This window comes from Robiginitalea sp. SC105 (genome assembly GCF_014243345.1).
Lineage (GTDB): Bacteria > Bacteroidota > Bacteroidia > Flavobacteriales > Flavobacteriaceae > Robiginitalea.
Map to the genome: position 1 here is coordinate 764,964 of NZ_JACLZF010000002.1, position 21,019 is coordinate 785,982.

18 protein-coding genes are annotated in these 21,019 nt (G+C 56.0%); 9 read left to right on the forward strand and 9 right to left on the reverse strand.

All coding sequences use genetic code 11. The features are described from left to right. Positions 1-23: 23 nt before the first annotated feature. Positions 24-836 carry a 1-acyl-sn-glycerol-3-phosphate acyltransferase gene (locus H7F20_RS12600; protein WP_185786530.1) on the forward strand — a complete coding sequence of 271 codons (813 nt, stop codon included), beginning with the start codon at positions 24-26 and terminating at the stop codon, positions 834-836. Here the strand turns inward: H7F20_RS12600 and H7F20_RS12605 are convergent. The 4 genes from H7F20_RS12605 to xerD form a co-directional block, all read right to left on the reverse strand. Beyond that, positions 833-1,483 (reverse strand): hypothetical protein, encoded by a 651-nt coding sequence (locus H7F20_RS12605; protein WP_185786531.1) that lies wholly within the window; start codon positions 1,481-1,483, stop codon positions 833-835. The two genes, H7F20_RS12600 and H7F20_RS12605, sit on opposite strands and share 4 nt — an antisense overlap. 4 nt (positions 1,484-1,487) lie before the next feature. Continuing rightward, complete coding sequence (locus H7F20_RS12610) at positions 1,488-1,982, reverse strand: sigma-70 family RNA polymerase sigma factor (protein WP_185786532.1); 495 nt, start codon at positions 1,980-1,982, stop codon at positions 1,488-1,490. Between the two features lie 100 nt (positions 1,983-2,082). Next, complete coding sequence (locus H7F20_RS12615) at positions 2,083-3,495, reverse strand: amidohydrolase (protein WP_185786533.1); 1,413 nt, start codon at positions 3,493-3,495, stop codon at positions 2,083-2,085. Between the two features lie 78 nt (positions 3,496-3,573). Next, on the reverse strand, positions 3,574-4,476 hold the full coding sequence (gene xerD, locus H7F20_RS12620; RefSeq protein WP_185786534.1) for a site-specific tyrosine recombinase XerD: 903 nt from the start codon (positions 4,474-4,476) through the stop codon (positions 3,574-3,576). Between the two features lie 87 nt (positions 4,477-4,563). On the opposite strand from xerD, the gene aroQ reads away from it, so the two are divergent. After that, on the forward strand, positions 4,564-4,983 hold the full coding sequence (aroQ, locus tag H7F20_RS12625; RefSeq protein WP_185786535.1) for a type II 3-dehydroquinate dehydratase: 420 nt from the start codon (positions 4,564-4,566) through the stop codon (positions 4,981-4,983). A gap of 41 nt (positions 4,984-5,024) precedes the next feature. Here the strand turns inward: aroQ and H7F20_RS12630 are convergent, their stop codons facing one another. The 4 genes from H7F20_RS12630 to H7F20_RS12645 all read right to left on the reverse strand — a co-directional run bounded on the left by H7F20_RS12630 (position 5,025) and on the right by H7F20_RS12645 (position 8,047). Further along, entirely contained in the window at positions 5,025-5,303 is a 279-nt protein-coding gene (locus H7F20_RS12630) for a DUF3817 domain-containing protein (protein ID WP_185786536.1), read from the reverse strand. Between the two features lie 25 nt (positions 5,304-5,328). Beyond that, positions 5,329-6,720: a dihydrolipoyl dehydrogenase gene (gene lpdA, locus H7F20_RS12635; RefSeq protein WP_185786537.1), complete on the reverse strand. Its 1,392-nt coding sequence runs from the start codon at positions 6,718-6,720 to the stop codon at positions 5,329-5,331. Positions 6,721-6,853: 133 nt separating this feature from the next. Next, on the reverse strand, positions 6,854-7,363 hold the full coding sequence (gene msrB, locus H7F20_RS12640) for a peptide-methionine (R)-S-oxide reductase MsrB (protein ID WP_185786538.1): 510 nt from the start codon (positions 7,361-7,363) through the stop codon (positions 6,854-6,856). A gap of 96 nt (positions 7,364-7,459) precedes the next feature. Further along, entirely contained in the window at positions 7,460-8,047 is a 588-nt protein-coding gene (locus H7F20_RS12645; RefSeq protein WP_185786539.1) for a collagen-like protein, read from the reverse strand. A 254-nt stretch (positions 8,048-8,301) separates the two neighbouring features. Here H7F20_RS12645 and H7F20_RS12650 point away from each other — a divergent pair, with 254 nt between their 5' ends. The 7 genes from H7F20_RS12650 to H7F20_RS12680 all read left to right on the forward strand — a co-directional run bounded on the left by H7F20_RS12650 (position 8,302) and on the right by H7F20_RS12680 (position 20,197). Beyond that, positions 8,302-9,825: an MFS transporter gene (locus H7F20_RS12650; protein ID WP_185786540.1), complete on the forward strand. Its 1,524-nt coding sequence runs from the start codon at positions 8,302-8,304 to the stop codon at positions 9,823-9,825. A gap of 107 nt (positions 9,826-9,932) precedes the next feature. Beyond that, positions 9,933-11,870, forward strand: coding sequence for an alpha-1,4-glucan--maltose-1-phosphate maltosyltransferase (locus H7F20_RS12655; protein ID WP_185786541.1), 1,938 nt, complete (start codon positions 9,933-9,935; stop codon positions 11,868-11,870). 3 nt (positions 11,871-11,873) lie between these two features. Further along, positions 11,874-13,550 carry a trehalose synthase gene (locus H7F20_RS12660; protein WP_255444091.1) on the forward strand — a complete coding sequence of 559 codons (1,677 nt, stop codon included), beginning with the start codon at positions 11,874-11,876 and terminating at the stop codon, positions 13,548-13,550. 22 nt (positions 13,551-13,572) lie between these two features. Beyond that, positions 13,573-15,468 carry a 1,4-alpha-glucan branching protein GlgB gene (gene glgB, locus H7F20_RS12665; RefSeq protein WP_185786542.1) on the forward strand — a complete coding sequence of 632 codons (1,896 nt, stop codon included), beginning with the start codon at positions 13,573-13,575 and terminating at the stop codon, positions 15,466-15,468. Between the two features lie 98 nt (positions 15,469-15,566). Continuing rightward, positions 15,567-17,966, forward strand: coding sequence for a glycoside hydrolase family 31 protein (locus tag H7F20_RS12670; RefSeq protein WP_185786543.1), 2,400 nt, complete (start codon positions 15,567-15,569; stop codon positions 17,964-17,966). Positions 17,967-18,010: 44 nt separating this feature from the next. Then, the gene (locus H7F20_RS12675) at positions 18,011-18,817 is read left to right on the forward strand and encodes a M48 family metallopeptidase (protein ID WP_185786544.1); all 807 of its coding nucleotides are present in this window, start codon (positions 18,011-18,013) and stop codon (positions 18,815-18,817) included. 57 nt (positions 18,818-18,874) lie between these two features. Beyond that, complete coding sequence (locus tag H7F20_RS12680) at positions 18,875-20,197, forward strand: MFS transporter (protein ID WP_185786545.1); 1,323 nt, start codon at positions 18,875-18,877, stop codon at positions 20,195-20,197. Between the two features lie 65 nt (positions 20,198-20,262). Here H7F20_RS12680 and H7F20_RS12685 read toward each other — a convergent pair whose 3' ends face one another. Further along, positions 20,263-20,997, reverse strand: a complete 735-nt coding sequence (locus H7F20_RS12685) for a head GIN domain-containing protein (RefSeq protein WP_185786546.1) — start codon at positions 20,995-20,997, stop codon at positions 20,263-20,265. Positions 20,998-21,019: the final 22 nt, after the last annotated feature.

The window sequence follows — 21,019 nt, forward strand, 5'->3', positions numbered from 1 at the left end:
TGTTTTTTGTACTTTAGCCCCCTATGGGAATATTCAAAAAGAATCCGTTTGGCCATATCCTGTTCCTGAAAAAATGGCTGATCCGCATCATGGGGCTTGTTACCCACCAGCGCTACAAAGGCTTCAACAAGCTCGAAATTGAGGGCTCGGAAGTTATCCGTGCCCTCCCGGAAACCGGGGTGTTGTTTGTCAGCAACCACCAGACGTATTTCGCCGATGTGGTCGCCATGTTCCACGTGTTCAACGCCAGCCTGAGCGGCAGGGAGGATACCATCAAGAATATCGGGTACCTGTGGCAACCCAAACTCAACATCTACTATGTGGCAGCGAAGGAAACGATGGGAAAAAGCCTGTTGACGAAAATACTGGCCTATGCCGGATCCATCAGCATTGAGCGCACCTGGCGTGCGGCCGGGGAAAATGTCAACCGGCAGGTCAAGATGAGCGATATCACCAATATCGGCACGGCCCTCAAAGACGGCTGGGTAATTACCTTCCCCCAGGGGACCACCACCCCCTGGAAGCCCCTGCGCAAAGGCACAGCGCATATCATAAAGAAATATAAGCCGGTGGTTGTCCCGGTGGTCATCGACGGCTTCCGCCGGTCCTTCGACAAAAAAGGCCTGTATATCAAAAAGAAGGGGATCCTGCAGTCAATGGCCATTAAACCGCCCCTGGAAATCGACTACGAAAACGAATCGGTGGAGGCAATCATCGAAAAGCTCGAATACGCCATCGAACAGCATCCGTCCTTCCTGAAGGTCATCCCCAACGAGGAATTGCAGGCCTATGAGGACGACCACCGCAATCGGAGGTGGCGCCCCGACCGGGATTAGGCTTCCATTCGGCGCAGGTCCTTGTAATTCTGGTGCAGTTTGCGGGTGAGCAAACCGTACAAAAGGAAGTAGATGCCCCCCATAACCGCGGTAAAGACAACGCCAGCCACTGCCATGATGCCCACTACCACCCATTTGAGCCGCTCCGGGTCCACTTCTCCCTGAGGATGCAGCTGGAGGGCCTCCATGAGGTCCTGGCTGAAAACCATGCCCCCGATGAACACCGCAAAGAAGACCAGGATCATACTGAGACAGAAAACGACATAGTTTTTGACCGTCTTCCGGGTCCGGATGATGCGATTCATTAGGTTGCCAGCACTGTCCAGAACGGAAATTTCCCGGTAACGCTTGTAGAACTGAAGGATAAAATACAGGGCAACCGCATACTGCAACACGGTTAGTATGATCAGTGGCACTTTGATGCCGAGGCTGCCAGCCACGTCATAATTCATGCCGCTCCGGAAGGAAGGGATGAGGTAGAGCAGGTGGGGGGCGATAAATTCGATGATGCTGATATAGAAGATCCAGCGCACCACGGAGGAGGACTTCTTCCAGATCATCCGGTGGATCTGTTCAAAGGTCAGCCGGGGCATTTCCTGCTCCCTTCGCTGCCAATCCTTTTTCAGTAAATCAAGTTCATCCATCATTGGCTTACGGGTTGAGTATTGTTCTAAGTTTGGTTTTAATCCGGCTCATCTTTACCCTTGCGTTTACCTCGCTGATGCCCAGGGTATCGGCAATCTCGGTGTAATTCTTGTCCTCGAGGTACAGGAAGACCAGGGCTTTGTCAATATCCCCCAGTTCCCGGATCGCACTGTACATCAGGTTCAGCTGTTTTTCTTCCGTAGGGTCGTACTGCTCTGCCTTCACTTTGTAGATCACCGTATCGAAGGCCTGTGTTTTTGGCTGTTTCTTCGATTTGCGATACAGGGTGATTGCAGTGTTCAGGGCTACCCGGTACATCCAGGTGCTGAACTTTGAATCCCCCCGGAATTTCGGGTAGGCCTTCCAGAGTTGAATGGTAATCTCCTGGAAGAGGTCGTTGTGGGCCTCCCGGTTATCCGTGTACAGGCTGCATACCTTATGGACGATATTCTGATTGATCTCGAGTTCAGAAACAAATTGATGTTCCAGTTCTTTCGTCACGCGGGTTGGTTATTGTACTTGTTGGTAGTTAAAAATCTTTTTTTGTTACATGGGCCCAATAAAAAAGGGACCTTCCGGGCCCCTTTTCAAGCGGTTTGGGTCAGTCCCTGTAATTAAGCGCCGGCTCCCGGTCGCCCAGCAGGGGGATATACTCGAAATCGGGCCCACGGCGCTCTTCCAGCTCCGCCCTGGCCGCCGCCAGCACCTTGGGTTTTTTATAGAGTTCGATGGCCGTGCCAGCGAGGGTTTTTGCGGCGATCATCATCCCCTTGACCCCGATACTGGTCCCGCCTGCGGCCACGGCCTGCCAGGAATGGGCCGGTGTCCCGGGTATCCAGGTGGCCGTGCTCAGGCCTGCGGTGGGCACGGTGAAGCTCACATCCCCCACGTCCGTGGAGCCATAGGCCCTGGCGGATTCCTGCATGGGCATTACGCTGGCCGCGGTTGCCTCGTCCAGGGATTTCATCCCCAGGGAGGCCGATATTTTTGCCGCAAAGTCCTTTTCTTCGGGCGTGTAGGTCATCCCCCCGACTTTTTTCAGGTTTTCGTACATCACCCGCTGCAGGGAAATGTTTGGCAACAACTCGTGCGTTCCCCCTATCATTTCATAATCCACGGTGGTGCCGGTACCCAGCGCAGCCCCCTCCGCGGCCTTGACGATCCGGTCAAAAACCTCGATGACCACGTCCCGGGTGTTGTGGCGGGCATAATAGTATACCTCTGCGAAATCCGGCACCACGTTGGGTGCTTTGCCACCATCTGTGATTACGTAGTGGATGCGGGTCTCCTGCGGGATGTGTTCCCGCATCATGTTCACCATCATATTCATGGCTTCCACACCGTCAAGGGCGGAGCGCCCGCGTTCCGGGGCACCGGCCGCATGGGCGGAGACGCCGTGAAAACGGAATTTGGCCGATTTGTTGGCCAGGGCAGCCCCGGCATTGGCCGCATTCATGGCGCCCGGGTGCCAGTGGAGGGCCGCATCCAGGTCGTCAAAGAGCCCGGCCCGGGTCATGTAGACCTTGCCGGACCCTCCCTCTTCGGCAGGGCAACCGTAAAAACGGATGGTCCCTTTGCCGCCACCGGCCTGCAGCCAGTCCTTTACGGCGATAGCCGCTGCGGCAGAAGCAGTCCCGAACAGGTGGTGGCCACAGGCATGTCCGGCCACACCTCCGGCAGGTTCCTTCTGGGGAACGGCCTTCTGGGACAGTCCCGGAAGCGCGTCGTATTCCCCCAGGATCCCGATGACGGGGGAACCGCTTCCATATTCCGCCACAAATGCGGTGGGGATGCCGGCCACCCCTTTTTGAATGGTGAACCCCGCATCCTGCAGGGTTTGCTGCAACAGGGCTGCACTCTTTTCCTCCTGGTAGCCCATCTCGGCCCAGTCCCAGATCTGCAGGGCGATATCGGCGTATTCTCCGGAACGTGCATCCAGTTGTTTCATGGCATCTTCCTGGGCACCCAGGGTCAGGGCGGTTGCCAGGAGGATACAGGTGTAAAGCTGTCTCATTTTGGTGGTTTTAGTTGAGGGATTCAGTATGGGGATTAAAGATACGAACTGCGGCCAAACCGGCAACCCGGCGGGACCTTATTCAAATTTCCTGGGGTGGTGCTTCCGTACCACCTCGGCCAGGTGGCTCCGATCCACGTGCATATATACTTCGGTGGTGGTGATGCTCTCATGTCCCAGCATCTGCTGGATGGCCCGGATATCCGCTCCGTTTTGAAGCAGGTGGGTAGCAAAGGAATGCCGGAAGGTATGCGGGCTCACTTTTTTACGGATACCCGCCTTTTCGGCCAGGTCCTTAACAATGGTGAAGATCATCGCACGACTCAGGTTGCGCCCCCTCCGGTTCAGGAAAACGATGTCTTCAAACCCCGGCCCGGGACCCGGGTGCGGTCGCACCTCCCGGATGTAGCGCTGCAGGCATTGCTGGTTATATGTCCCCAGGGGCACAAAGCGATCCTTGCTGCCCTTGCCGGTAACCTTGACAAACCCCTCTTCGAAGTACAGGTCGCTGAGCCGGAGGGTCAGTACCTCCGAAACCCGCAGCCCGCAGCCGTACAGGGTCTCCAGGATGGCGAGGTTGCGCTCCCCTTCCGGTTTGGACCGGTCAATGGCCGATACGATCCGGTCGATTTCCTCCACGGAAAGCGTATCGGGCAGCTTGCGCCCCAGTTTGGGCGCCTCGATCAGGTCCATTGGGTTGTCCGGCCGGTATCCCTCAAAGATCAGAAACCCGAAGAACCCCCTGAGGCCGGAGATGATCCGTGCCTGTGAGCGGGCCTTCAGTTGCCCTGCCAGTTCGTGGATAAACGCTTCTATATCTTTGCGATCCGTGTTTTTGGGCAATTTCCCCGGTTGGGAATCCTGCATGAACGCCGCTAGTTTCCGAACGTCGCGGCGGTAGTTTCGCACGGAATTATCCGAGAGCCCCCTTTCGAGCCGGAGGTAATTCAGGTAATCCGAAATGGCCTCTTCCCAGTTCACGGAGTAAAGATAGGCGATCGGTCAGGATTCCGGATGGCGTTCCTTATATCGTGCTGCATCAGGATGTTTTTTGCTACTTTTATCCGCATGAAGCTGATCATCATCAACGGCCCTAACCTGAACCTGCTTGGCAAACGGGAACCCGAGGTATACGGGAACCAGACTTTCGAGGACTATTTCAGCGAACTCCAGTTTCGCTTCAAGGAGGTCCAGCTCGAATACTTCCAGTCGAATATCGAGGGGGAGCTTATCGACAAGCTGCAGGAAACCGGGTTTTCCTATGACGGGATCATCCTGAATGCCGCGGCCTATACGCATACTTCCGTGGGGTTGGGGGATGCGGTAAAGGCGGTGGATACGCCCGTGGTCGAAGTGCACATCTCCAATGTGTCCGAAAGGGAATCCTACCGGCATACATCTTATATATCCCCCGGAGCCCGTGGGGTGATATTCGGTTTCGGCCTGAAGGGTTACGACCTGGCCATCCGGAGTTTCCTAACCGACTGACCTTACGCAACGCGACCGCGTCAAAAGCAGCGGCTCATTGGTCAGGCCCGGCTCAGGAACCTGCTTTCCACGTAAAAGGTCCCAAAGGGAAGGAGGGAGGCGAGCAGCAGGCCGGACAGCACTTTCCACCCCCATCCCTGTTCCTTCCACACCACCAGGGCCAGCACCAGGTAGCCGATAAACAGGAATCCGTGGGCATACCCGATAAACTTGTTCGGTTCGCCAATGCCTGCCCAGTATTTCAGGGGCATGCTCAGGGCAAAGAGCAGCAGGTAACTGATGCCTTCAGCTATGGCGAGGATTCGGAAAAGTTGTAGCATGGCCGGGAGGGTTTCGAGATTCGGGTTACAGGTGGATCACCTCTCCGTATGCATCTGCAACGGCCTCCATGACCGCTTCGCTCATGGTCGGGTGGGGGTGGACCGCCTTGAGGATTTCATGGCCGGTGGTTTCCAGTTTCCGTCCCACGACTGCTTCTGCGATCATATCCGTTACCCCGGCACCAATCATGTGGCAACCGAGCCATTCCCCGTATTTCGCATCGAAGATCACCTTGACGAAGCCGTCCGCATTCCCGGAAGCCTTGGCCTTACCGCTGGCGGAGAAGGGGAACTTGCCTACCTTGATGTCGTAGCCCGCTTCCCTGGCCTGGGCCTCCGTCATCCCGACGGAAGCAACCTCCGGCATGCAATAGGTGCACCCCGGGATATTCCCGTAATCCAGTGGCTCCACATGAAGGCCTTTGATCTTTTCCACGCAAAGTATCCCTTCGGCGGAAGCCACGTGGGCCAGGGCCTGGCCGGGCGTCACATCGCCTATGGCATAGTAGCCCGGGATGTTTGTCTGGTAGTAATCGTTGACCATGATCTTATCGCGGTCGGTGGCAATGCCCACCTCTTCCAGCCCGATGTTTTCAATATTCGTCTTGATGCCAACGGCGGAGAGCACGATGTCCGCCTCGAGGGTTTCTTCTCCCTTGGAAGTTTTTACGGTGGCTTTCACCCCGTCCCCGGAAGTATCCACCCTGGTCACCTCCGAAGAAGTCATGATCTTGACACCGGCCTTCTTGAAGCTCCTTTCGAGTTGTTTGGAAACGTCCTCATCCTCAACCGGCACGATATTCGGAAGGAATTCAACCACGGTAACTTCCGTACCCATGGCATTGTAGAAATAGGCAAATTCGATGCCTATGGCGCCACTGCCCACTACAATCATTTTTTTGGGTTGCTTTTCCAGGGTCATGGCTTCCCGGTAGCCGATGATCTTTTTCCCGTCCTGTGGGAGGCTTGGCAGTTCGCGGCTGCGCGCCCCCGTGGCGATAATGATATGGGCTGCCTCGTAGGTGGTTTCCTTGCCGCTGTCGTCCTTGACGCTGACCTTTTTGCCGGGTTTGAGCGTCCCGAAACCGGAAATCACCTCGATCTTGTTCTTTTTCATCAGGAACTGAACGCCTTTGCTCATCCCGTCGGCCACATTCCGGCTGCGTTTTACGACCGCGCCGAAGTCCTTGTCGGCGCCTTCCACCTTCAGGCCGTAATCCCCGGCATGCTGGAGGTATTCAAATACCTGGGCCGATTTCAGTAGCGCCTTGGTCGGGATACACCCCCAGTTGAGGCAGACGCCACCGAGGCTTTCTTTTTCGATAATGGCGGTTTTAAAACCGAGTTGGGACGCGCGGATGGCGGTTACATACCCGCCCGGCCCGCTACCGAGAACAATAACGTCAAAGGTGCTCATAGATGATCAGTTTCGCAGATTTTTGAGTGGCAAAGGTACGAAACCCATCCGAAAGCAACCACCCCCTTCCAACGCACATAGCGCAGTGGGTCATGCCGGGCTGCCGTTCAACCGGGGCAGGGGGAATGATGGGCTATTCAGCGGGGATAAAGTTCAGGGCTGCCCCGTTGATACAGTGCCTTTTGCCGGTCGTGGCCCGCGGGCCGTCGTCGAAGACATGCCCCAGGTGCCCGCCGCAGACCGCGCAGTGCTCTTCGGTCCGGGTCATGCCGAAACTGGTGTCCACATCGAACGCCACATTGCCCTTGATTTCCCGGTCAAAACTGGGCCATCCGGTACCCGAGTCGAACTTATGTTCGCTTTTGAAGACCGGTGTCCCGCATCCGGCACAGACATAGGTGCCCTGCTGTTTGTTGTGCAGCAGGTCGCTGGTCCCCGGATTTTCTGTCCCCTCCTTTCGGAGGATGTAGAATTCCAGGTCGGTGAGTTCCGCCCGCCATTCGGCTTCGGATTTCTGCACCCGGAAGTTTTCGGTTTGGGGCGCTTCGGCCTGCGCCGTCTTGGCCGGCTGCTCCTTGGATTGTCCCTTACAACCCACCACAAAAAGGCCGGCCAGGAAGAAAGTGAGATATTTGATTTTCATTGCAATGGTTTTTTTATTGGACGGCAAATGCCTGCCTTCCTTGCAAAAATAAGGTATAAATAAAAAAAGCCCCCGGCATTCCGGAGGCTTTGCGTATTACCTGGGTGATACCCGGGGAATTTCATCCGGCCGGATATTTATATAATCCAGCACGGCCTGCATGTTGGTGACATCGATACCGGCCTTGCTCACGCCATCGGCGGGAAGGATGGCGATACGGAAAGTCTGATTGTCCGTGTCCCCCGGGGGAAGGGTGCTGAGGTCAAAGTCGGATTCCAGGAAAATACTCACGTCCAGGAAGGTATGGTCGTAATTGTACTGCAGGATACCCTGGTCCAGCAACCGCGTCTGGGGGAGCAGGCGCCAGAGGTCGATGGGGGCACCACCATCCTGGTCTTCCAGCTGGTCCCAGAGGATATAGACCAGGACCACATCCGTTTCAAATACCTCCACCGAAGGGGCGTCCACGGCGAACTCGGAAAGAAGGCTGTAATTGTTACCCGGGGTAAAATCACCGGTGATGTCGTAGACCTGGCCAAGGATATTGACCCCGTCCAGGCCGTCGAGGCCATCGAACCCGGGAGGCCCGGGAGGCCCGGGAAGTCCGGGAGGTCCGGCTGGCCCCTCGCAGGAACTGATGATCAGAACCAGGAATAAGCTCAGAAGTGCGTTGATTTTTTGCATGATGATCGATTTTAATAGTTAAGAGGAGCCCCGACGGCCTCCGGTTTTCAAGGATACTTTCAAAAAGCGTTCCAAAAAAGCAGGATATGCATGCGAATGTACGAAATCGGCCATCGAAAAGGATGGTCCTTAATCAGTTACCCGCCCGATTTCCAGAATGCCGGGAAGGCCGCTCTGTGGAAATTTTACCTATCTTTAAATCTATCCCGGGGGCTTTTGTACCGGGCCTTAATCCAACGACACCAAGCAATCAAATGAAGAAAAGACGCCTGAGTTTTTGGGAAATCTGGAACATGAGTTTCGGGTTCCTGGGAATCCAGTTTGGATTCGCCCTGCAGAATGCCAATACCTCCCGGATATTTGAAACCCTGGGGGCCGAGGTAGACGAGATCCCCATTCTCTGGATAGCCGCACCGGTGACCGGATTGGTCGTTCAGCCCATCATCGGCTATTTCAGCGACCGGACCTGGACACGCCTGGGCCGCCGCCGGCCGTACTTTCTGGTCGGGGCAATCCTCGCCTCGATAGCGCTGTGTATCATGCCCAATTCCCCGGCCCTCTGGGTGGCCGCGGGCATGCTCTGGATCATGGATGCCTCCATCAATATCTCCATGGAACCCTTCCGGGCCTTTGTAGGGGACAACCTCCCGGGCGACCAGCGGACCCTTGGGTTTGCCATGCAGAGTTTTTTCATCGGCCTGGGGGCCGTGGTGGGGTCGGTCATGCCCTATGTGTTCACCAACTGGCTGGGCATCAGCAACACCGCTCCAGAGGGCATTATCCCCGATTCGGTGAAATGGTCTTTTTACGTGGGTGGGTTCGTGTTCCTGACCGCGGTGCTCTGGACTGTCTGGCGATCGAGGGAATACAGCCCGGAGGAGCTGGAACAGTTTGAGGAAAACCAGGAGTTCCAGCCCCCCGAGATGACCCCTGAGGAAAACCAGTTGCGCATCCTGAAGCTGCGGCGATACGGCATGGGCCTGCTCCTTACGGGTCTGCTGGCCACGGCCATACCCTACTATTTTGACCTGCAGAAGGAACTCTATATCCTGACAGTGGGCCTCGGGGTCGTCGGGCTGCTCTTCCTGCTGTCCGCCGCCGTACGCAAACGCAGGGGGCGGACGGGCTTTGTGATCATCATGACCGATTTGCTCTATATGCCCGCAACCATGAAACAGCTAGCCTGGGTCCAGTTCTTTTCCTGGTTTGCTCTTTTTTCCATGTGGATCTATACCACCCAGGCGGTTACCGGCCACATTTACGGTACCCGGGATACCACCTCCTCCCTCTATAATGACGGCGCCGACTGGGTGACCGTCCTTTTTGGCGTGTACAACGGGGTGGCCGCGGTGGTAGCCTTCCTCCTGCCGGTGCTGGCGCGGAAGACCAGCCGGAAGATCACCCACCTGACGGCCCTGGTTCTCGGGGGGCTGGGTCTCCTCTCGGTTTATTTTATCACCGACCCGGACTGGCTGCTCCTGTCGATGGTCGGGGTCGGCATTGCCTGGGCGAGCATTTTGTCGGTCCCCTATGCCATGCTGGCCGGGGCGTTGCCCCCCAAGAAAATGGGCTATTATATGGGGGTGTTTAACTTCTTCATCGTCATCCCCCAGATGGTGGCGGCTACGATACTGGGCTTTCTGGTAAGTGGCCTGTTCGGGGGCGAGCCGGTATTTGCGCTGGTCGTTGGCGGGCTCGCCATGATCCTATCCGGGCTGCTTACCCTGCGCGTGCAGGATAAAAGCGCGATCACGGTGGGCGGGATGGGGGCCGGGTAATCCCCGGAAACCGGAACCATCCCTCTGTTTCCCCCGGCAGCGGATTCCGGATGTTTCGGTAAATCTCAGGAATTAGCTACATTTAAAGTCTTACCAAGATCAACCCTATGTTCCGACAAGAACGCGTAGTAATCGATGCCGTACGTCCCCAGCTGGACTGCGGTAAATTCTTTATCAAGCGGGTGGTGGGGGAGACCGTGGAGGTCTCTGCGGACATCCTCCCCGACGGCCACGATGTCATGCAGGCCGAAGTATTGTACAAGCACCAATCCGAAAAGCGCTGGCAGGCAGTCCGGATGAAACCCCTGGAAAATGACCGGTACCGGGCGGCCTTTGCCGTGGAAAAACAGGGGTTCTACCAATATAAAATACAGGGCTGGGTAGATTATGCCCTGAACTGGCAACACGGGATCGAAGCCAAGATCCGGGACGGGCAGCACGTTAAGAGCGAACTGCTGGACGGGATACAGTACCTCGAGCACCTTACAAAGGATGCCGGAAAGGCCGACCGGGAATACGCCTCCGAGTTGATTTCCGTATTCGGGGATGAAGCCCGGTATGAACAGGCAGCAAAAGAAGCTACCTCCGCACGGCTGCACGAGCTTTTCCTGGAACATCCCCAAAGGCGTTTTGCAAATGCCACCGACCCCCTGGAGGTTTACGTGGACCGCAAAAAGGCGGCCTTCAGCACCTGGTATGAATTTTTCCCCCGGTCCGCCTCGGAAACGCCGGGCAAGCACGGAACTTTCCGGGATTGTGAACGCCTGTTGCCACGGATTGCGGAGATGGGATTCGATACCATTTACTTCCCGCCCATCCACCCCATAGGCGAAAAAAACCGCAAGGGGAAGAACAATGCCACCAATGCCAAAGAAGGGGATTGCGGGGTGCCCTGGGCTATCGGCTCCCGCCACGGCGGACACCGGGAAATCCACCCGGAACTGGGCAATGAGGAGGATTTCCGCCGGTTGATCCGGAAGGCGGGCGACCACGGATTGGAAATTGCCATGGACGTGGCTTTCCAGGCCGCACCGGACCACCCTTATATTACGGACCATCCCGAATGGTTCCGCAAGCGCCCTGACGGGACCATGCAGTACGCAGAGAACCCGCCCAAAAAATACCAGGACATCGTCAATTTTTATTTCGAAAACCCGGACTTCAAGTCGCTTTGGAAGGAGTTGCTGGAGGTAACCCTGCAGTGGGTCGGGTTTGGCGTGAAGATCTTCCGGGTGGACAACCCGCATACCAAACCCTATTTCTTCTGGAACTGGCTTATTGCCGAAGTCAAGAAAAAGCACCCCGATGTGTTGTTCCTGGCCGAGGCCTTCTCCCGCCCCCGCGTCATGCAGCAGCTGGCCAAGCAGGGCTTTTCCCAGTCCTATACGTATTTCACCTGGCGGGAACACAAACAGGAGCTCATCGACTACATGATCGAGCTGACCCAGTCGGAGATGCGGGAATATTACCGGCCCAACTTCTGGCCGAACACCCCGGACATAAACCCCCAGCACCTGCAGAATGCCGGGGAGTCCATCCACCTGATCCGGTATGGCCTGGCCGCAACCCTTTCCGGGAATATCGGTATCTATGGCCCGGTTTTCGAGTACATGGTCAATGCCCCCCTGCCCGGGAAAGAGGAATACCTGGATTGCGAGAAGTACGAAATCCGGCACTGGGACTGGAACGCGCGGAACAAGATCACCCACCTCATCGGCAAGGTGAATGGGATCCGCAGGGCCCATCCCGCCCTGCAACAGACCAACAACATTTATTTCTGCGGATTGGAAAACCCCCAGATGCTCGCCTACTACAAGTGGGACGATGCGCGGACGGACGAATTGATCATTGTAATCAGCCTGGACCAGTTCGGCAGCCAGAGCGGCTTTGTGCGCATCCCGTACGAAGCCATGGAGCCCGGTGCCGGCGGCCCCATGGAGGTCATCGACCTGATGACCCAGACCAGCTATCGCTGGGACAGGGAGTGGAATTACGCAGAGTTGCATCCGGGCCTGCCTTTCCATATATTTCAGATAAGAAGATAGGCCATGGCGAAAAAAGAAGCAGAAACGAAAAAACAGGCAGTCCCGGAAAAAGCGGAAGCCGTCCAGCCCGAGGCCGGGCAACCGGAAGGGCTGCACTTTGACGTCCCCTGGGAACAGCTGATGGACGATGCGCGGTTTGTGGAGGTATTCCTCTCGGACGTCCTCGAAAACTATGTGGTCCAGCAACGCTGGTACGGGGGCAAATCCAGCACCTTGAAATACATTGAACTCCAGGAGTATTTCCGGATCCAGCACCACGAAGAGGTCTATTACGGCCTGCTGCTGGAGGTGAATTTCGAGGAGGCCTTTTTCCAGCATTACTTCCTGCCGATCGCCTTTGTTTCGGACGAGAGTTTTGCCGAAAAGGACCGAATCCTGCCCCTCTCCATCCGGGGCCAGGAGGGTTTTATCATCGATGCCGTCAATTTGGAGGCCTTCCGCCGCCTGGTTTATGAGCGCATCCTGCTTGCGGAACCCAACGACACCACCCGGGTGCGCTACCACAAGAGTACAGCCTTCAACGGGACCCCTTACGAATCCTCGAAATTCATGGGGCTTGAACAGAGCAACACCTCCATCATCATCAACGGGAAATCCGTGATCAAGTTTTTCCGGCGGATATACGCCGACAAGAACCCGGATTACGAGATGAGCCGGTTTTTATCGGAGCGAAAGGGGTATGCCAACACCCCCGCTTACCAGGGCAGCCTGAGTATCATGGATACGGACAACGTGAATGTCACCATTGCCCTGATGCAGGAACTGGTCCCCAACCAGGGGGATGCCTGGGAATACATGCTCAAGGAGCTGCATAAGATTTTCTGCAACCTGGAATACAAGGGTATCCGCGTGGACCGGTTGCCCAAGCTGGAGTTGTTCCAGCGCATCAATACCCGGAGCGTGCCCCCCGAGATCATCGACTGGGCCGGTCTGAAGATTTTCCTCAAGCTCGAAAAACTCGCCCGGCGCACAGCAGAGATGCATATTGCCCTCGGGTCCGAATTCGAGGATACCGCCTTTACCCCCACCCATTTTAACGGGGATTACGAGGTCTGGCTCAAAAACCGGCTGCTTTACATGTTCCAGAACCGGCTCAACACGGTGGAGAACAACCTGGAACGTCTCGAGGGGCAGGCCCTAGAACTCGCCAGGGAATTCCTGGAAAGGAAGAACGAAATACGGAAGCGATTTATCAATTTTGACTGGACCAGGCTCAAGGGGGAACGCTTGCGGGTCCATGGGGATTACCACCTCGGACAGGTACTGGTACAGGGGGACGACTTCTTCCTGCTTGACTTTGAAGGGGAACCGGAAAGCACGATCCGGGACCGGAAGGTCAAACAGCCGCCCCTGAAGGATATTGCCGGGATCTTCCGGTCCTTCCACTACGCCGTATACGCCACGATTTTCAACAACCCGGGCAAGTACCCGTATTCCCAGGAGGACCTCTTTACCGCCGGGGAAGTGCTGTACCGCTATTTTGTGGGGGTATTCCTGGATACCTATGTCAAACTCATACAGGACAACAATATCAATATCGGCTACAGCGCCGAACGCATCTTCCTGCTCAAGTACTGCATGCTGGAAAAGGCGGTCTACGAATTGGGCTATGAAATGAATTCCCGCCCGGACTGGACGGTCATCCCGCTGGAAGGCATCCGAAGCATTATAAACGACTAACTAAACCTAACATATCAAACTCATGGGCAAAGTAATCCCGCATAGTTTTTTCACGGACTTCGACATCAACCTGTTCAAGGCCGGCAAGCACTACCGACTCTATGAAAAAATGGGTTCACACATTACCGAGGTGGACGGTGTAAAAGGTGTCTACTTTGCCGTCTGGGCGCCCTCGGCCAAGTCCGTATCCGTAGTCGGGGACTTCAACTACTGGCTGGAAGGGGAGCACCCCCTGAACGTCCGCTGGGACGAAAGCGGCATCTGGGAGGGGTTTATCCCGGGCCTGGACCAGGGCACGCTCTACAAATACAAAATCCATTCGCACGTCAACGATGCGAAAACCGAAAAAGCCGACCCTTATGCCCGGCGCAGCGAACATCCGCCGAAAACCGCATCGGTGGTCTGGGCGGACGATTACAAATGGAAGGACGCCACCTGGATGAAAAACAGGGCCTCCCACAACGGGCTGGACAAACCCTATTCCGTATACGAGGTGCACCTGGGTTCCTGGAAGCGGAACAAAGACAACGAATTCCTAACCTACCTGGAACTTGCCGAGGACCTGGTGGCCTATGTAAAGGAAATGAATTTCACCCATGTGGAGTTTATGCCGGTAATGGAATACCCCTTTGACCCGTCCTGGGGCTACCAGCTCACCGGGTATTTTGCACCGACCTCCCGTTTCGGGAAGCCGGAAGACTTCAAGGTGCTGATCGATGCGCTGCACCGGGCCGGGATCGGCGTGATCCTGGACTGGGTCCCGTCCCACTTCCCGGAGGATGCCCACGGACTGGGCAATTTCGACGGCTCCCACCTGTACGAACACCCGGATCGCCGCAAAGGCTACCACCCAGACTGGAAGAGCCTGATCTTTAATTACGGGAGGAATGAAGTGCGGGCCTTTCTGATCAGCAACGCCCTTTACTGGCTGGACCAGTTCCATGTGGACGGCCTGAGGGTGGATGCGGTGGCATCCATGCTCTACCTGGATTACTCCCGGGAAGAGGGGGAGTGGGAGCCGAACATGTACGGGAATAATGAACACCTGGAGGCCATTTCCTTTATCCGCGAGCTCAACACCCAGGTCTATGGCAATTTCGAAGGGGTGCAGACCATCGCCGAGGAATCCACGGCCTTCTCAAAAGTCACCAAGCCGGTGGATATCGGGGGCCTCGGGTTCGGTATCAAGTGGATGATGGGCTGGATGCACGATACGCTCGAATATTTCAAGAAGGAACCGATCTACCGCAGGCACCACCAGAACGACATCACCTTCAGCATGACCTATGCCTTTACGGAGAACTTTATGTTGCCCTTCTCCCACGACGAGGTGGTCTACGGGAAGCAATCCCTGTTGTACCGCATGCCCGGGGACGAATGGCAGCGGTTTGCCAACCTGCGGTTGCTGTTTGGCTATATGTTTACCCACCCCGGGTCTAACCTGTTGTTTATGGGCGGGGAATTCGGCCAGTCCTCCGAGTGGAATTTCCAGCAAAGTCTCGACTGGCACTTGCTGCAGTACGATTTCCACAAGGGCGTTCAGGAGGCGGTCAGGGACCTCAATACGCTTTACAGGGAACAACCGGCCCTGTACGAGAAACAGTACAGCCAGGAGGGCTTTCGCTGGATCGATTACGGGGATGCCGCAAATTCGGTGCTCACCTACATGCGGATGGGGAATGAATCCAAGGACGACCTGGTGATTGCCTGCAACCTGACGCCCGTCCCCCGCGAGGGATACCGGATCGGGGTTCCGAAGACCCGGCAGTTAAAGGAAATATTCAACAGCGATGCGGAGAAGTACGGCGGCAGCGGCATGGAAAACGGGGTAGCCAAAATCACGAAGACGCCCTGGCACGGATACGACCGGTCCATCGAGGTGAATCTGCCGCCTCTGGGGGTGGTGGTTTTCCGTTAAAAAACAGGCGCAAACGTTATCGTTCATATTTGCCCGGGAGAACATTTCCTTTTCTCGCAGCTTTGTCTTTTTTTTGTGAGGCTTAAACAGAACCAACTATGATCACCAATACAGAACTGGAGTACAAAGGGAATTTGTACCCCAATCAAGTGGTGGACTACCATAAAGATTCCGGGAAATTTTATTTTACCACCGATAACGGGGTAGTCCTGGAAATCACCATCCTGCGCAACAGCACCCTGCGTTTCCGATACGCCACCGATTACAATTTTGAACCCGACTTTTCCTATGCCATCGCCCCGGACCACAGCCGCGGGTACAACGAACTCAGGGAAGAAGAAACCGCATCGGATTACCGGATCCTCACCTCCCGCCTGCAGGTGCTGGTAGACAAGAAAAGCCTGCGCGTGCAGATCTCCGACCTGGAGGGGAACATCATCAATGAGGACGAACTGGGCTTCCACTGGGAGGAAAACTATGCCTTCGGGGGGAACACGGTCAAAATGAGCAAGATCACCCAGTCTTCCGAGAGTTTTTACGGGATGGGTGACAAGGCGACCCATTCCAACCTCAAGGGGAGGCGTGTAAACAACTGGGTTACTGACCAGTATGCCTTCGGGAAGGAACAGGACCCGCTCTACAAGGCGATCCCGTTTTTTATCGGTCTGCACAACAACCAGGCCTATGGGATATTTTTCGATAACTCCTTTTGCACGCATTTCGACTTTGCCCACGAGCGGCGGAATGTCACCAGTTTCTGGGCAGACGGAGGCGAGATGAATTATTATTTCTTCTACGGGCCCGCGATTTCCAAGGTGGTACAATCCTATACGGATCTTACGGGCACCCCGGAGCTCCCGCCCATGTGGGCCCTGGGCTACCACCAGTCCAAATGGAGCTACTACCCTGAAAAGCGCGTCAGGGAACTGGCAAGGAACTTCCGGAAGCTCAAAATCCCCTGCGACGCCATTTATCTGGACATTGACTACATGGACGGGTTCCGGTGCTTCACCTGGGACAAGAAACGCTTCCCGGATCCCAAAAAGATGATAACCGACCTTGAAAAGGACGGTTTCAAGACCGTGGTGATGATCGACCCGGGCATCAAGGTAGACCGGGATTACTGGGTCTACCAGGAAGGCCTTGAAAACGATTATTTCTGCAAACGGGCTGACGGCCCCATCATGCACGGGAAGGTCTGGCCGGGTCCCTGCAGCTTCCCGGATTATACGAATCCCGAAGTGCGGCAATGGTGGGCCGGCCTCTATGAGGACTTTATCAAGGATTCCGGGCTGCACGCGGTATGGAACGACATGAATGAGCCCGCCGTGATGGAGGTGCCTACCAAGACGGCCCCCCTGGATATGCGGCACGATTACGACGGCAACCCCTGCAGCCACCGGAAAGCCCACAATGTGTACGGCATGCAGATGGTCCGGGCCACCTATGAGGGGGTCAAGAAATACGTGTTCCCGAAACGCCCCTTCGTGATTACACGGGCGGCCTATTCGGGTACCCAGCGATACTCGTGTACCTGGACGGGCGACAACGTGGCTACCTGGGAACACCTTTGGATTGCCAACGTGCAGGTGCAGCGGATGTGCATGAGCGGCTATTCCCATGTGGGGTCCGATATAGGGGGGTTTGCGGAACAACCCAACGGGGAACTCTTTGCCCGCTGGGTACAGCTGGGGATCTTCCACCCGTTTTGCCGGGTCCACTCCAGCGGCGACCACGGCGACCAGGAGCCCTGGTCCTTTGACGAGGAGGTGACGGGCATCGTGCGGAAATTCATCCAGCTGCGCTATCAGTTGCTACCCTACCTGTACACCAGTTTCTGGAGGTATATCAAGGAAGGGGTACCCATGCTCAAACCCCTGGTATACTACGATCAGGAAGATACCCAGACGCATTTCCGCACGGACGAATTCATCTTCGGGGACCAGATCCTGGTCTGCCCCATACAGGAGCCCAATGCCAAGGGGCGCAGGATGTATGTCCCTCGCGGGAAATGGCATAATTTCTGGACGGGGGAAATCGTCGAAGGCGGCAGCGAAAAGTGGGTGGTGGCCGACATCGACAAGATCCCGATTTTTATCCGGGAAGGCGCCATCATCCCGAAATTCCCGGTGCAGCAGTATGTGGGCGAAAAGAAACTGGAGCAGATGGAACTCAATGTCTACTACAAGCTGGGTCAGGAGCAATCCACCCTCTACGAGGATGCCCAGGACGGCTACGACTACAAGAAGGGCGGTTACAGCATCCGGAACTTCCGTTTCAACGGGAAGGAAAAGGAGGTGATGCTGCAGCAGTTCAAGGACGGTTCCTATATCACCTCCTACGAAAAATTCAAGATCAGCCTGATCGGGCTGCCCTTCCGGATCAAGAGCGTTCAGCTGGACAACGAGACCATACCCCTGAAGGAACTGCGGATAAACGGGGACAACACTATCGAAGTGAGCAAAAATTTTAGCGTATTGCACATTTCCGGGAAGTGAAATTTTCGTAAATTTCCAGTTGGATGAATCTTAAAATGCCCCATATGAGAAAGGCCCTGTTGCTGATCGTACTCTTCTTCGGAGTCACGGCCTGTAAGACGAATCCGTTTACGGGTAAAAGTACCCTGAATTTTTACCCGAACAGCCAGATTTTCCCGATGGCTTTTGCCCAGTACGACCAATTCCTCGAGGAAAACAAGGTAGTCGACTCCGGGGCCGAGGCCAATATGATCACCGCGGTCGGGCAGCGCATTGCCTCCGCGGCAGAGCGCTGGCTCACGGCCAATGGGTACCCCGGGTACCTTAAGGACTACCAGTGGGAATACAACCTGGTGCAGGACGAAACGGTCAACGCCTGGTGCATGCCCGGGGGCAAGATCGTCTTCTATACCGGGATCCTGCCCATTTGCCAGGGAGAAACAGGCGTTGCCGTGGTGATGGGCCATGAAGTGGCCCACGCCCTTGCGGACCACGGGGCCCAGCGTATGAGTGCAGGGATGCTGCAGCAGATCGGCGCCGTCGGGGTAGCGGTGGCCGTGGACGACCCGGAAAAGCGGAATGCCTATATGCAGGCCTATGGCCTGGGGAGCACGGTGGGGGGGATGCTCCCCTTCAGCCGGAGCCACGAAACCGAAGCCGACCGTATCGGGCTGCAGATTATGGCCATAGCCGGATACAACCCGGACGAGGCCGCGGAACTCTGGAAGCGGATGAAAGCCCAGGGCGGGCAGGCACCCCCGGAATTCCTCAGTACGCACCCTTCCAACGAAACCCGGATTGCCAACCTGACCGAGTGGGCACCACTGGCCAAGGAAGAAGCCCGGAAATTTGGCGTTACTACTTTCAGGTAGGCAGCCCATCTAATAATCGTATATTGAAAACCATTCACTAAACCGGATGGTTTTTTTATGGCAAAAGCATTTGCACACAAAGGCAGCCCCAAACTCCTGAATGCCTGGGCATTCTACGATTGGGCCAATTCCGTCTACAGCCTTACCGTGGTCTCGGCTGTATTCCCCCTTTACCTGGGAGCTATCTTCCGTCAGGCCGGCGTGGAGCAGGTAACCGTTCTGGGCGTAACCATGGGGCGTACCCCCCTGATCAGCTATGTGACGGCTGCTGCCTTTATTGTCATCGCGCTGATCACCCCTTTGCTTTCCGGTATTGCGGATTACCTGGGCAACAAGAAGGTCTTCATGAAAGCCTTCTGCTACCTGGGCGGGGCTTCCTGCATCGGGCTTTACTGGTTCACCCTGGAGACCCTGTATGCCGGTTTGGTTTTCTATTTCCTCGGGGTGGTCGGGTTCTGGGTGAGTTTTGCGATGAACAACTCCTACCTCCCGGATATCGCCTACCCGGAACAGCAGGACCGGCTGAGCGCGAAGGGCTTTTCCCTGGGTTATATCGGCAGCGTGATTTTGTTGCTTATTAACCTTGCCATGGTGCTGAACCCGGACGTTTTCGGCATCCCGGATTCCGCAAACCAGCCCGCGGAAATCCTGGCCATGAAATATTCCTTCGTAAGCGTGGGCATCTGGTGGATTGGTTTCAGCCAGTACACCTTTTACCACCTGCCCAGGGGCTACCGGCGGGAAGGCAGGCGGACGCACATCATCTTCAACGGATTCCGTGAACTGCAGGGGGTCTGGAGGCAGCTGGGTCAATTGCCGGAGCTCAAGCGCTACCTCGGGGCATTTTTTGTTTACAGTATGGCCGTTCAGACCGTCATGCTGATCGCAGCCTATTTTGGGGAAGAGGAAATTGCCTGGGGGACGGATTCCGAACGGACCACGGGCCTGATCGTCAGCATCCTGGTGATCCAGCTGGTGGCTGTTGCGGGCGCCACCCTGACGGCCCGGGCATCGAAGGCCTTCGGGAATATCCCGACCTTGGTGGCCATCAACGCCCTGTGGGTGGGGATCTGCATCTACGCCTATTTTGTGCGGCAGCCAATGGAATTTTACCTGGCTGCCGGCCTGGTGGGCCTGGTCATGGGGGGAATACAGGCGCTTTCGAGGTCTACCTACTCCAAGTTCATGCCGGAAACCACCGATACCACGTCTTTTTTCTCCTTTTACGATGTTGCCGAAAAAATTGGGATCGTCATCGGGATGTCCATCTTCGGGCTGGTCTCCCAACTGAATAACAGCATGCGGCCTGCAGCCCTCCTGTTGGGCGTCTTTTTCCTGATCGGGATCGTGCTGCTGATGCGGGTACCCCGCAAAAAATAACCCCGGGCAGTCGCTTTGCGGCTGTCCGGGGTGACTGTGACGTCTTCTGATTGTATGCTATCGGTTCAGTCTTTGACAACATCCCCCGAACCGGAGGTTTTGCTGTCTACGCTTGCCGGGTTCCCCCGGTAATGGATATCGCCCGATCCCGATACCCGTGCGGTCAGGGATTCCGTGGCGGTAACACGTACATCGGCAGATCCGGAAACTACTGCCTCCACTTCACGTGCGGACAAGTCAAAGGCTTTGACGTCCCCCGAACCGGAAACCCGGATTTCCACCGACCCGGCCGTCCCGCTCAGGACGATGTCCCCGGAACCGGAAAGGGAAGCTTCCACGTGGTCCGCATCCAGTTCCAGGGTAATATCCCCGCTTCCGGACATGCCGGTCTCAAAACGATCTGCTTTCAGGCGGGTCTTGCCCACGATATCCCCGGAGCCCGAGAGGGTAACTTCACGGATCGATTCTACCGGCACCGTTACCTGTATGCCGCCACCCTTCCAGCTGGAGGGTTGGAGGTTGTATCCTTTTTCGGTCCGAATCACCAGGGAACCCTCCCGGTTTACTTCCGTAACCAGGTGTTCGAGCAGGTTTTCTTCCCCGCTGATGGTGATTTGGCCCTCCGGACCCGGGACGAGTTCCACATCGAACCATCCCGAGAGGGATACCCCCTCGTAACTACCCACTTCACGCGTTTCCGTCACGGTATTGCCGTTGCCCTTGACGCGTTTGCCCCATTGGCCGCTCAGGTTACAGGCGGTCAGCAGGCAGAGGATTCCGAGTAATGCTGATTTTTTCACGATTTTCAATTTGTTTGATGCT